We start from the raw sequence: 13,435 nt of genomic DNA, 5'->3' as shown, positions 1-13,435 counted from the left end.
CAAAATGCCATGCCCTCTTGTAACTCGTAAAATAGCGATGCTCAGTAGCTTCCCCTAAAATTTATCGAAAGCTGTTTGACCAAACTTAAAAAGCGGTTTTAAAATTCAAGCCAAACTCTTCTATTCAATCACTATTTTTCTGAATGCGTAAACAACATATGGAAGATCAAGGCGCTCGCAAAAGTGCTGGAACACACTATTTCTTACTTCACTTTATAAATGATTTAAAAAAAACTCACACTGTTTAAAGTCAAAAATATCGTCGATGTCCAGCGACTTCTTTTTATCCATTATAAATACCTTTGCACTATCGGTCACCAGCTGGCGCTTCTCCTTGAGAGCGTATGGAGTCACGATATATATAGCACCATTCAAACGATATTCTTTTTCAGCTTCCTGAGAACGCGAGACTGAAAGATCAATTCCCACAAGTCTCAGACTTTCATCGACCTTGCCGCACCAAGCGGTGGGGTGATCTACCTCACAAACCGATACGACATTTGTAGCCCGCATCTCGACAAACAGCCGAACGGCGCCTTCGATGTCACTTACTGTCCTTAATGGAGACGTTGGTTGCAATAAAACGACACGCTCAGGATAAACTCCTCGCGCTTCCATCTCTATTAAAGCATGAATAACAACGTCGATGCTTTTAGCCGTATCGGTAGCGAGTTCTGTTGGTCGCTGGATAGTTGCGACCTTTGGGCTCTGATAAGCCTTGGCAATCGAAATGACGTCTTCATCATCAGAGGTCACTACCACCAGATCCACCAAGTGTGTTTTCAAAGCCTCATCAATCGACCAGCTTATTAACGGTTTTCCTGCCAAAGCAAGCACATTTTTCCGAGGTAGCCGCTTACTATCTTTACGTGCAGGAATGATGGCCAGTGTACCAATGCGCTTTATATGTTCTCTCATTGCAGGCTACCGGCTATATCCTTTTGAGCACGCGTAAACTCCTCCATTCGACCTATATCTAACCAGTATTCATGAATAGGAAACATGTTGACGTTGCGCTGAGCCGCTATTTCATTTTCAAGTACGGTAGGCATATCAATGGGGTGATTAGGCAAAGCCCGCTGCACTAGTTCAGGGTCAAGTAAATAAATGCCCGCATTAACAAAAAAGCGCTGCAATGGCTTTTCTACCATGGAGATAATGTGATGGCCTTTACCTTCGATGACACCATAGGGAACCTGATGCTCATATTCCCGTACACACATGGTCGCACTGGCGGGATGATCCTGATGAAACTGGAGTAAACTTTCAAAGTTGAGCGTGGTGAGCAAGTCACCGTTCATCATGAAAAGCGGCTGGTCTATTTCTGCCTTGGGTAAAAGTCCCAAAGCGCCTCCCGTTCCCAGCGGCCTCTCTTCATGTATATATTGAATAGATACTCCCCACAAGCGGCCATCCCCGAAATGCGCGCGAATCATTTCGGGCATGTAATGGGTCGAAATATAAAAACGGTGAAAACCCGCTTTGATGAAGCTTTCGACAATTGTTTGGAGAATAGGTTTGTCGCCCACCTTGAGCATCGGCTTGGGGCAATCGTTGGTCAAGGGCCGTAAACGTGTACCAAATCCGCCCGCCATGAGAAAAACTGGATTGCTATAAGCTGGGGGGTTTAGCAAGTCATGTAGGCTTTCCAGCCCAATGAGGCGCTGGTGATCATCCACAATCGGCAGCTGCAGAAGCTGCCCTTGCTCCATGACGTGAAGTAGCCGTTCACGGCTCCAGTTCAGCGTTGCCACCTTGGGATTAGGATTCATGGCATCATCTACCGCCGACTCGAGCGGCTGATGACTGATCAAGGCACGGCGTAGATCGCCATCGGTGAGTGTACCCAAAAGCTTTCGCTGCTGATCGACCACGAGAACAATACGCAGGGCGGCGCCATCCAGTACCTTGATCGCGTCGTTTAAGCTTGTGCCGGTGCTGACCAGCGCTTTTTCCCACTGTTTCATTAACGACAGTGCCTCCATCCATTGTTTATCATAAGGGGGTTGGCGAACGCGGTGCCTGACCGATGAGTTGATGATACTCGGGCAGGTCGTGCAGCACCGTTGTCCCCGCGCCGATGACGGCGCCGGCACCGATAGTGATCCCCTGAATGATCGTGGCATTAGGGCCTATATGAACGTTATCCGCGATCCTGATACCTCCCGATAGCACAGCGCCGGGGGCGATATGCACATGCCTACCCAACTGACAGTCATGATCGATATGCGCAGCTGTATTGACCAGGGTGCCCTCTCCTATTTGCACGTCAGCCTGGATGACACATCCGGCCATGACTTGTGCGCCGCGCCCCATAATCACGCTTTCAGAAAGTACGGAACAGGGATGAACCAGGGTCGCGAAGCGGTAACCCAGAGCAATGAGTCGCTCGTGCAGATGGTGGCGCGTGGACTGGCCGGGCAAACTTCCGACTCCATTGGCAAGTTCTACCGTGTCAGTTGCGTGGCATAACAAGTCGCCATCGCCGCCTAATACTGGAATACCTCGCCAGAAGCCACCCGCTTTGTGTTCAAATATTGGGTCGCACACGCCGATGACGGGGCGCCCGATACGTCGTAAAAGATCGAGAACGACCTTGCCGTGACCTCCGGCTCCCAAAAGAATGACGGGAGGGGCATTCACAACATTTCACCCTCTCGATAATCGCGGATCGCTTGTTTGCCCAGATAATCCCAGTAGAGGTAGGCAGGCTCGCCTCGACCAGCCCTGGCGGTGGTCATGTTGTCCAGCGTGAATGTCTCTCCATATTTTATCGAGCGACGAGCTACTAACTGCTGGCGGACGGCATCGCGTGTTTGCCATTCGCTTGGTTGAGGCGCCTTGTAACCATCGCCCAGCGCGAGACTTACCTGTCTAATGGCATCGACCATATGGGTGAGTTCATCGGGTTCCAGGGACGCTTTGTGATCTGGTCCTGGCAACTGGCGATCCAGAGTAAAATGCTTTTCGATGATTGTGGCCTCTCGAGCGGTGGCGGCAATCGGGATCAGTAAATCCTGGGTATGATCGGAATAACCCACCGGCAGACCAAACACGCTGGAAAGCGTATCCATAGCTCTTAAATTGACTTCCGCCATGGGGGTCGGGTATTGCGAAGTGCAGTGCAGAAGGCTGACCCGATCCGATAGCACTTCGCGTGCCGCTTGCTCACTCCAGTTTCGCCACACTTCCCCCATCCCCTGAGGCGGCTGGTCGCTTCGGATGGCGTGACTGATGATCGCCAATGCCTGCTCAATCTCCGACAGCGATGCCATGCCTGTAGAAACAACGAGTGGCTTTCTGGTATGGGCAAAAGCCCATAGCAGCGGTGCATTGGTTATCTCCCCCGAGGGAACCTTGTAGAAAGGCAGCCCCAGCGTTTCCAGAAACGCTAGACTCTGCAGGTCAAAGGCGGTCGAAAGAAACTCGATTCCACGCTGATGCGCATGGCGCTGGAGCGGCTCGTGCCACTCCAGGGGCAGCTCTAACGCCTGCAGCATGGCAAGCTGGCTCTCGCCGGCTTCGGTGGCCTGCTGTTGATAAGCAGCTTTGGGTGCCGAATCAGCGGCTAGCCGCTTTGCGTTAAAGGTTTGAAACTTTACGGCATCGGCACCAGAGGCGGCGGCAGCGTCTACGAGATCAAAGGCAAGCTTGCGGTCGCCATTATGGTTAACGCCAGCTTCGGCAATGATAAATACCTTATCGGATATCAATACGGCTCCCCCAAGTAGTCATGAAAGCGCTTGATCGTGGTCAAAGGCATGGATAACAGCATGTCGATAACGCGACCGGCTGCATCCCCTTGCCCATAGGGGTTTTGAAAACGTTGAGTGTCGGAGCGAACCTCAGGGCTCAGCGCGTGCTGAATGGCCCATCGAATCGACGTTAATGTCGACTCACAATGAATCACGGACGCAGCGGCCAGACGACCGGCTTGCCGCTGACCGATATTGACGGTGGGCGCAAAAAAGCTAGGTGCTTCGATGATACCGCTTGATGAGTTACCTATAACGACAGCGCACTCGGCCAGCGCGGAATGGTAGCGCTGGGATCCCAGTGACGGAACTGCCACAACGCGCTGGGGCTGGCACGCGCTATATGCCTCAATAGCACCAATCATCTCCCGGCCCCCCTCATCGGCATTCGGATAGGTCAAAATGACTTGGTGATCGGGCCACTCATCAAGTGCTGTAAAAATAGTTTGAAGACTCTCCAACGCCGGCACGTCTGCAAGGGTTTCAGGATGATAGGTCACCAGGAAAAAAGGGCGTTCAAGTGAAAAGTTGAGCGTTTTGGCAAGCGCTTGTCGGCTCAAACGAGGTGAGCGTTTGATATGGTCCAATCCAAGCGCGCCAGTATTCACGACACGTTGAGGATCCTCCCCCATCTGGATAACTCGCTGCCGATAAGGTTCGGCTGCCACAGCATGCATCATCGCCATTTTGGTGATCGCATGGCGAATGGCATCGTCGTAGGCACCTTCCGTCACCTCGCCGCCATGAACATGCAAGATGGGAATCTTGAGCATCAGTGCCGTTTGGGCTGCAGCTAGCGCTTCGAATCGATCGCCCAGAATCACGATCACATGAGGCTTCAGGCGATCCAGTGCATCTGCCAGACTGATGACGCCAACACCTATTGACTTGGCAACGCCAACGCCGGTATCTGAAGAAAGCAGCATTTCGACCTTGGCATCAATGCCAAAGCCATCGCATTCGATCAGGTTCGATGTTTTACCGAATTCTGGAGAGAGGTGCATGGCCGCCACGATCACTTGCAACGATAGTCGAGGATGAGCGTCGATCCCTTTCATCAACCAGTACAGCAGGCCGTACTCGGCACGGGTTCCGGTAAAAACCGCGACGTTACGCATCTTTCCCCCTGTCTGACGGAAGCAGACCGCTCGGCAAATGGGCTACTCGCTGCTCTAACGACTCTGCATTGCAAATATCGACAGCGGGCGCATGAGCATACATGGGTAGACGGCTCATCGATTTCCAGATAGGCCGTGTCATCACGCCCTTATCACTGGCCCCCTCGAACCATTCGCCGCGTTGCACCTGCCCGTTACAAATCACCGCAGTGAGCCAATAGTTGCTACGCCCCCCTTCCGGCTCGGTCACAATGTGAAGACCACTGGCTAGATTATCGGCGTAGCTCGCTGCAAAGCACTGCTTCTCTCCAACAAATTCCTCGATTTGCTCGATCTGACCATCACTACTCGCAGAGTTCCGGGTGGGCAGGCAGTAGTTAAAGCCCAGCTCATCGTTCGTATATACATAACGATGAGGCACTTGAGCCGTCGCTAATGAGTTAGGGCTGCCCATATAAGCGGTAATATTATGCTCGAGCTTGTCAACATGGTGTCTGACGCTGGAGACAAAAGTAGAGTCAATCGCTTCGGCCACATAGGCTTTTTCGTTACTTCGAGATACGAGTTCATATAAAGTATTGAACGACTCCGTACGGCAATAGTCATAAATGAAGTCGATCAGTTTAGGCAGCATGGCGCAACTCAGATGTTGTATAGATTGGCTTTATATTTCGCCAACTGGTGAGGTTGAGAAAACCAGTCTATCGTTTTCTGTAACCCTTCACGAAGGCCGTATTGCGGAGTAAAGCCGGTCAATTCGCGAAGCCGCGCATTGTCTCCCCATAAGCGAAAAACCTCGGATTTTTCAGGTCGTAAGCGCTGCTCGTCAATAATGAACTCTATATCACTGTCCATCAATTCCCGTATCGTATCTAGTGTATCCCCGACCGATATTTCATAATTGGAGGCGATATTCACCGTTTCGCCAATCGATACATCACAATTAGCCAGCGCCAGAAACCCCTGACAAGTATCCTCAACATAATTGAAGTCGCGAGTAGGCGAGACGTCGCCAAGTTTGACCTGTTTCATGCCGCTGGCTATTTGGCTGATGATTGTTGGTATGACGGCTCGGGCCGACTGCCGCGGACCGTAGGTGTTAAAAGGACGTGCAACCGTGACGGGCAAATCGAACGCATTGTAAAAGCTCATGGCCATCGCATCAGCGGCTATCTTGGAGGCACTATAGGGCGACTGCGGCTGTAGTGGATGGCGCTCATCAATTGGCACATACTGCGCGGTGCCATATACCTCGCTGGTGGAGGTGTGAATCATACGCGTGACGCCGTTATCCAAAGCCGCTTGGCACAGGTTGAGCGTGCCCTTTACGTTGGTCTCTACATAGCTATCGGGCGCAACATAAGAGTAAGGAATGGCGATCAAGGCGGCCAAATGAAAGACCGTGTCGACTCCTTGGGCGAGGTGCTTGCAGAAATGTGGATCGCGTACATCGCCGCTGACCACCTCGACGTGATCAAGACAATCCGTATCCTCGAGCCATCCCCAACTATTGAAAGAGTTGTATTGAGCCAATGCCTTGACGCGATAGCCCTCTTTGACCAAAAGCTCGACGAGGTGTGAGCCGATAAATCCATCGGCGCCCGTAACCAGCATCTTTTTTTCAACCGTCATGATCTTATCCTTGGCCAGCGGGTAGTGATAATACCTGTGAGACGCCGTGAGCCACGCGCTCCTTGGAGCCCAAGCTATAGGACCTTGCTTTGGAAGGATCTTTCAAAAGACTCTCTTTACTAACATCTGAATAACGGAAAAGCAGCCCCGTCGTGAATTCACGCTCTACTTCATCAATGAGTTCGGAGCAGTGAACAGAAGGAACACCAAAATTAAGCGCATCCAGTGCGCATGTAGAAGACCATGTAATATGGACACCGGACTGTTTTAGAGAGTCGTTGATGGTGAGTTTGTTTGGATCTTCTAGCTTGGCTTTAATCCCCTCTCTTCTGAGCAGACTCATTACCTCCTGCGCTTCATCAATATGTAGCGGATGAGGTCTGACCACTACCTCTCGCTGCTTTAGCTCGTGGACATATTTGATCTCTTCGAGGGGTACAGGAATTCCTTTAGACTGAGGCTGATGGGTATATAGTATCTTCTTACCCGGTTTGACCTGACGAGACAAATAGGTAGGACCGCCCCCCTCGATCACAAGTGCACTAGACTCAATATCGCTTTCTTTAGTCAACATTCGTGTTGATATATCGCCCCATGTCCAAAAGACATCGGGCAGAAATGGGCTATCGATCTCGTTACTTTTAAACTTTGAGTAGCAGACGTGTTTGAAACCATTAATTCCGTGCTGCACATCAATCACAGTAATTCCAAGCATTTTGCAGGCGAAAATGATGGGAAAGTAGTTCAGCCCATAGTAGACCCTGAAAACGACTGCATCGACTTCTGATTTCTTGAGCAGGTCGTAATACTGGGGAATCATGGCGTTGACGAGATGAAATCTTTCTTCGAGCTTAGTGCGAATACTACAGCCGAAGGAGGCTTGAAGGTGACGATCAAAAAACTCGATTTCCTCACGCTGCTTGGTGCTCAGCACTTTTTTCAGTTGCGCAGGGAGGAGGTCGAGCTTTGCGATCTCGATATCCTGTTCCATGAACCCTGTAAGAATGTTGTCCAGAAAGCCTTTGTCGTGAAAGTAGCCTACCTTTTTAATTTCTCGCTTGACTGGATAGAGAGCTGCATCCACACCTGATAACGTCAGCGGCTCACTGGCCGGAACGTCACAGCTTTTGTCTGCGCCATCCAAGCAAAATTGAAACCCTTCTCTTATCAAGGGCGAGTAGGTGAGCGCACTACCTTCCGGCAAGCTCGAGACGATCTCGTCGAATACATCAAACTTTTCGTAAGCAAACATGCAAGGCGTGCCTCATCTCAATCAATTTTGGCTAAAAGGTCATCATCGTGCCCAAGGAAAGCGGCTTGTGAACTATCCATTCCATTCCGCGAATCCAAGTCCTTCTTATTACGCTCCTTACCGCGTTCTGCAGACGGTATAAACCGCTGCGCTTCGAGAAATTCCAGCGCCTTGTCATGGCTGACATCGGCCAATAGTTCAAACGCCATGTCATGTGCAGAGAAACAGGCGCTTAATATAAAGGCCAATTTTCTTTTCTGCTCATCACTCAGCGCCGCCATTCGTGCGTGGTTGGGCAGGAAAAGCACATCGGCACTCTCTTGCTCGCTGGCACAGGGCAAACGCTCATTAAGCTTTTCGGGTAAGTGGCTGTAGTGGCCTATGTTGTGAAAGCGATAGAAGCGGAATCCATGACGACTCGCCCAGTGCTGCAATTCTGCCAAACTTGGCTGGCGTTCATGGGTTAGCTGAAACGGAACCCGCGTTTGAATCAGTAGAGTCGCTTCAAGATACTGGACGCCATTTTCAAGTACGGCCATTGCATCGCTTAGCTCATCAAGAATGAGCCAGTCGAGGCTTTCAAGCCCCGTGATGCTATCCAGGGCCACCGTATTAATCGGAATTTCAGCAATCTCCTGAGCCCCCAAATGGTAGCGCTCGGGTAGCTGGTCTGCCGGTAGCGGTGCCAACGTGCTGGTCATCTCGGTGGCAATACAGGCGTGGAGCGTCGCCGAATTTCCGTCGCCCAGAAGGGCATGTGGGAACAGCTGGATTGCCTCGCTGCCTTCGAACCGTCCAGGCTCTTTTATCTCGCTGGCGGGATCAAAGGCCACGATGCCAAAGGCACCTGTTTTAGCCATCTGATCGGCCAGGCCACTCTTGATCAAACTTGCCCGGTTGTCGAGCACGACGATCTTGCCCTTGAACTGCCAAGTGAAGTCATCGGAGAGATTCAGGCGTGGTGCCGAGGAGTCTCCACCGAGGCTTACGTCCACCTTGTTAGTGATTAACTGCTCCAGCGAACGATCCACTTTCAGCTCGGGCTGGGTGGCAACGCTTGCAATACGCTGGCGATGACGCTTTTTCTGGCCAATCCAAAAATCCGTGTTACCCCCACGCGCCCGCGCCAATGGATCCAGGGCGCTCAGCAGGCGTTCGGTGGCGCGTTTTATATGATGTTTCTCTTCACCGACCCTAAAAGCACGCTTCACGTACTCCTGATAGAGCGTCTCGTCATCGACGAAAGCCACCGCCGCGTCGAAAAGTGGCTGAAGCTCTTTTTCGTCCAGTAGGTGCTGATAAGGCTCTTCATAGCACTGGGCCGGAAAATCAAATGCAATGCCCGCGTCCCCCACCATTTCGGGCATGCCCCCTCGGTTGGTGATCAACGCCGGTAGACCGTTGAGCATGGCTTCGGCCAGTACGCGGCCGGAGCTTTCCCACCATAGGCTGGGGGCGATTAGTACGCGCGCCCGGCTATAAGGCCCACGCATATCGCTGGTATTGCCCGTCACGGTCACGTTACTCAACGTACTGCGCTGCTGGCCCATACGTAGAGTGGTTTCACGTAAAACCGCCGACCAATCGGCCCGCGCCTCCACGACTTCGAGTTCGATATCGGGTCTTTCACGCTCGAGTTTTTCGGCGAGCTGCACAAATACGCTCGCGCCTTTTTGCCAGCTGGGATTCACGAACAGCAGACGTTTGCGGTCGTGCTGCTGGGCGACAAAGCGATCCGAGGCAATGAACTTGCCTACCGGCTTGGAAGCAAAGCCCACTGCCTTTCGATACATATCCGCTGTCGCTTGGCTATCGGTCACGACCAAGTCGACATCCCGACACCAGCGTGGCGATTTATAGTTACCGTTGGCTAGATAAAAGGCGACGGCTATCCCCCGATCCCGCGCCTCATCGGCAATTAACATATCGAGGGTTTGACCGCCGTAGAACCACACGATATCCGGTCTAAAGGAGTCCAGCAGATAAACGTATTGGCTATACCAGAGGCCTTCTTCGTGGGTCGTAAAGTGATTGCGGTTATGGCTATAGCTCACCAGCATTTGGTGTGTCAAAGGACCGTCTTCCGCCTCGATCAGCTGATGTAGATGGGCATCGAGATCGCCAAACTGCTCCTTGAGAAGCTTCATTCCCTTGGGGTTGTCGAATACCGTCGCGCCCAATACCTTGACGTCGTACCCGTTGGCCGCCAACTGCAGCAACATCTGACGAACGCTCATGCTGGCACCGCTGGAGGTGTCCAGCAGACAGAACGGATTGGCCCATAACAAACGGGGTTTTCGTTTGGGTGTGGCGGTAGTCGTCTTGGCCATTAGGCAGCTCGCAAAAAAGTGGCAGTCCGCCTAGTCTACTTCGCGATCACGCGCACCAAAGAGGTAAATGCGCCTGTTTTTAAGCAGGTATTCCTTGGACTGTTTCAGGAACAGGTGCCGCGAAGGAGATAATCATCGATACCGAATGTGCGACACCACGGCTTTGGGCTGGCCTGATAAGAAACGTGTAAAAAGGCTGACACTGAGCCACCTAAAAGAAAACGGGGCCTTTCGGCCCCGTTCGGTTGATTCATCCACTGTACCGCCGAAAGGATTAACCCAGCAGAGACAGTACAGACTGCGGCGTCTGGTTCGCTTGGGCCAGCATGGAGGTACCCGCCTGCTGAAGAATGTTGGCACGGGTCATATTGGACACTTCCTTCGCGTAGTCGGCGTCTTCGATCCGCGAACGCGCTTCGGACAGGTTGGTCGAGGTGGTCGCCAGGTTGTCGATCACGGAGTCGAAGCGGTTCAGCGTGGCACCGAGAGTAGCGCGATTGGTATCCAGTGTCTTGGTAGCAGTGTCAACAGCATCGATCAGGCTCTGGAAGCTGGTGTGGGCACCGGCTCCACTAGCAGCCGTAAAGGTAGTCGCTGCGACAACGCCACCCGATGCGCCAGTCAAACCAAGGCCCGACACGGTAGCGTCAACAGTTTTAACATTGATAACGTCTTCAACATCAGTGTTGGAACCGACCTGAATGCTCAGGCTGCCGCTGGCGTTAAGCAGGTTGGTTCCGTTGAAGTTATTGCTACCAGCCACACGGTCAATTTCTGCCAATCGCTCGTTAATCTCGGTCTCGATTGCAGCGCGATCATCGTCGGTGTTGGTGTCGTTGGCACCTTGTACCGCCAACTCACGAATACGCTGCAGGTTGTCGTTGATCTGGTCCAGACCGCCTTCCATGGTTTGAACGAGCGAGATACCATCGCTGGCGTTACGGCTTGCCTGGTCCATGCCCTTGATCTGAGCGGTCATCTTGTTGGCAATCGCTTGGCCAGCCGCGTCGTCAGAGGCGCTGTTGATGCGCAGGCCGGAAGAGAGACGCTCTTGCGCCTGAGCCAGCATGCCCTGAGACTTGCTCAGGTTGTTCTGGCCGATCATGGAAGTGATGTTGGTATTGATAACGGACATGGGGTAATCCTCGGTGTTTACTGGCCCAGGAGCGGCCTTTAAATCGGCGCTTGCATCGCCGTTATTATAATTAACGGCTGCTAACGGCACTTCTTTAGGCTTTTTAAGCGGTTTACATAATAAAAATTTAAGTAGCGCTCAACGAAAAACGGGGCCTTTCGGCCCCGTCGTTCACTTCACTGGTTATCACTACTGCTCGAGCGATTAACCCAGCAAGGAAAGCACAGACTGCGGAGTCTGATTGGCCTGAGCCAGCATGGACGTACCCGCCTGTTGCAGGATGTTGGCACGGGTCATGTTGGATACTTCCTTCGCATAGTCGGCGTCTTCGATCCGCGAACGTGCTTCGGAAAGATTGGTTTCAGTCGTCGCCAGATTGTCGATTACCGAGTCAAAGCGATTGAGAGTGGCGCCCAAGGTGGCACGGTTAGTGTCCAACGTTTCAGTAGCCGTGTCGACCGCATCGATTAAGTTCTGGAAGCCATCGTGTTCATCGATGGAGCCACCACCAGTAGCATCAAAAGTGGTGCCGGCAACAATGCTGCCACTGGCTGATGTCAGGTCTAGCCCACTTACCGTCGCATCAACAGTAGAAACACTGATGACATCTTCATCGTCGGTGTTTGCACCAACCTGAATACTCAGGCTACCACTGGCGTTCAATAGGTTGGTACCGTTGAAGTTGTTGCTTTCCGCTACACGATCAATCTCTGCCAAGCGCTCATTGATTTCAGTTTCGATCGCATTACGATCTTCTTCGGTGTTGGTATCGTTAGCCCCCTGTACCGCCAACTCACGAATCCGCTGCAGGTTATCGTTCACCTGGTCGAGGCCACCCTCCATGGTTTGTACCAGGGAAATGCCGTCGCTGGCGTTACGGCTGGCTTGGCTCATACCATCGATTTGGGCGGTCATCTTGTTAGCGATAGCCTGACCGGCGGCATCGTCGGAAGCGCTGTTGATACGCAAACCGGAAGAGAGACGTTCTTGCGCCTGAGCCAGCATGCTTTGTGAAGAGCTCAGGTTGTTCTGGCCGATCATGGAGGTGATATTCGTATTGATTACAGACATGAGTATTACTCCTTGAAGTATAACTGGCCAGCGGGCCAACTTGACGACGTATGTATCGTCGCTAACACTGGTAACGGCTGCTAATTTAAATCCTTTAAAAATCAGTTATTTTTTTATGTAAGAGAAAGTAAAACTGGCCGAACCGACCAAGAGGCAATCTCGTCAAAACCCTTGCCATACGGCGCTTTAGGCGTGAACGCCCTATTTAATTCCAGGAATAAAGACATAAAAAACGGGGCCGTTCGGCCCCGTCCATTTGCTTGATTCGTTTTATCAATGAGCGGTTTAGCCCAGCAGTGATAGTACGGACTGCGGCGTCTGGTTCGCCTGGGCCAGCATGGAGGTACCCGCCTGCTGAAGAATGTTGGCGCGGGTCATGTTGGATACTTCCTTCGCGTAGTCGGCGTCTTCGATCCGCGAACGCGCTTCAGACAGGTTGGTCGAGGTGGTCGCCAAGTTGTCGATCACCGAGTCGAAGCGGTTCAGCGTGGCACCCAGGGTTGCCCGGTTGGTGTCCAGAGTCTTGGTCGCAGCGTCGACAGAGTCGATCAGGTTCTGGAAACTGCTGTGCGCTGCGGTGCCACCACTGACGGCGAATGTGGTGCCAGTAATTTCACTGCCGCTTGCCAAGCCTAGTCCGGAAACGGTGGCATCAACGGTCTTAACACTAATAACGTCTTCGGCATCGGTATTGGAGCCGACCTGGATGCTCAGGCTGCCGCTGGCGTTGAGCAAGCTGGTGCCGTTGAAGTTGTTGCTGCCAGCGACGCGATCGATTTCGGCCAAACGCTCGTTAATTTCCGTCGTGATCGCAGTACGGTCGTCAGCGGTGTTGGTGTCGTTGGCGCCCTGTACCGCTAACTCACGAATACGCTGCAGGTTGTCGTTGATCTGGTCCAGACCGCCTTCCATGGTTTGAACGAGCGAGATACCGTCGCTGGCGTTACGGCTTGCCTGGTCCATGCCCTTGATTTGAGCGGTCATCTTGTTGGCGATGGCTTGGCCGGCGGCGTCGTCGGAAGCGCTGTTGATGCGCAGACCAGAAGACAAGCGCTCTTGCGCCTGAGCCAGCATGCCCTGAGACTTGCTCAGGTTGTTCTGGCCGATCATGGAAGTGATGTTGGTGTTGATAACAGACATGG

The 13,435-nt window shown here is 52.4% G+C and carries 12 protein-coding genes; all 12 read right to left on the bottom strand.

Annotated features, from left to right (window positions below):
* Positions 1-213 precede the first annotated feature (213 nt).
* Positions 214-918: an acylneuraminate cytidylyltransferase family protein gene (locus tag MQW23_RS02155; protein WP_252106177.1), complete on the bottom strand. Its 705-nt coding sequence runs from the start codon at positions 916-918 to the stop codon at positions 214-216.
* Positions 915-1,967 carry a nucleotidyltransferase family protein gene (locus tag MQW23_RS02150; RefSeq protein ID WP_252106176.1) on the bottom strand — a complete coding sequence of 351 codons (1,053 nt, stop codon included), beginning with the start codon at positions 1,965-1,967 and terminating at the stop codon, positions 915-917. The genes MQW23_RS02155 and MQW23_RS02150 overlap by 4 nt, the downstream gene beginning before the upstream one ends.
* A gap of 28 nt (positions 1,968-1,995) precedes the next feature.
* Complete coding sequence (locus tag MQW23_RS02145) at positions 1,996-2,643, bottom strand: acetyltransferase (RefSeq protein WP_252106175.1); 648 nt, start codon at positions 2,641-2,643, stop codon at positions 1,996-1,998.
* Positions 2,640-3,713: an N-acetylneuraminate synthase gene (gene neuB / locus MQW23_RS02140; RefSeq protein ID WP_286086806.1), complete on the bottom strand. Its 1,074-nt coding sequence runs from the start codon at positions 3,711-3,713 to the stop codon at positions 2,640-2,642. The genes MQW23_RS02145 and neuB overlap by 4 nt, the downstream gene beginning before the upstream one ends.
* Positions 3,710-4,873 carry a UDP-N-acetylglucosamine 2-epimerase gene (gene neuC, locus MQW23_RS02135; RefSeq protein ID WP_252106174.1) on the bottom strand — a complete coding sequence of 388 codons (1,164 nt, stop codon included), beginning with the start codon at positions 4,871-4,873 and terminating at the stop codon, positions 3,710-3,712. Before neuC ends, neuB begins: the two co-directional genes overlap by 4 nt.
* On the bottom strand, positions 4,866-5,507 hold the full coding sequence (locus MQW23_RS02130) for a DegT/DnrJ/EryC1/StrS family aminotransferase (RefSeq protein WP_252106173.1): 642 nt from the start codon (positions 5,505-5,507) through the stop codon (positions 4,866-4,868). The genes neuC and MQW23_RS02130 overlap by 8 nt, the downstream gene beginning before the upstream one ends.
* Positions 5,508-5,515: 8 nt before the next feature.
* The gene (locus MQW23_RS02125) at positions 5,516-6,505 is read right to left on the bottom strand and encodes an NAD-dependent 4,6-dehydratase LegB (protein WP_252106172.1); all 990 of its coding nucleotides are present in this window, start codon (positions 6,503-6,505) and stop codon (positions 5,516-5,518) included.
* A 4-nt stretch (positions 6,506-6,509) separates the two neighbouring features.
* Positions 6,510-7,757 carry a hypothetical protein gene (locus MQW23_RS02120; RefSeq protein WP_252106171.1) on the bottom strand — a complete coding sequence of 416 codons (1,248 nt, stop codon included), beginning with the start codon at positions 7,755-7,757 and terminating at the stop codon, positions 6,510-6,512.
* Positions 7,758-7,774: 17 nt separating this feature from the next.
* Entirely contained in the window at positions 7,775-10,087 is a 2,313-nt protein-coding gene (locus tag MQW23_RS02115) for a glycosyltransferase (protein WP_252106170.1), read from the bottom strand.
* Between the two features lie 274 nt (positions 10,088-10,361).
* A complete protein-coding gene (locus MQW23_RS02110) occupies positions 10,362-11,222 on the bottom strand; it encodes a flagellin N-terminal helical domain-containing protein (RefSeq protein WP_252106169.1) in 861 nt (286 codons plus the stop codon).
* A gap of 204 nt (positions 11,223-11,426) precedes the next feature.
* Positions 11,427-12,293 carry a flagellin N-terminal helical domain-containing protein gene (locus MQW23_RS02105; protein ID WP_252106168.1) on the bottom strand — a complete coding sequence of 289 codons (867 nt, stop codon included), beginning with the start codon at positions 12,291-12,293 and terminating at the stop codon, positions 11,427-11,429.
* 285 nt (positions 12,294-12,578) lie between these two features.
* Positions 12,579-13,433 (bottom strand): flagellin N-terminal helical domain-containing protein, encoded by an 855-nt coding sequence (locus MQW23_RS02100; protein WP_252106167.1) that lies wholly within the window; start codon positions 13,431-13,433, stop codon positions 12,579-12,581.
* Between the last annotated feature and the right edge of the window lie 2 nt (positions 13,434-13,435).

It is taken from the genome of Halomonas sp. S3-1-1 (assembly GCF_023757625.1).
GTDB lineage: Bacteria > Pseudomonadota > Gammaproteobacteria > Pseudomonadales > Halomonadaceae > Vreelandella.
Note: the sequence above shows the minus strand (reverse complement) of the source record. Positions and strands in the feature narration are given on the sequence as shown.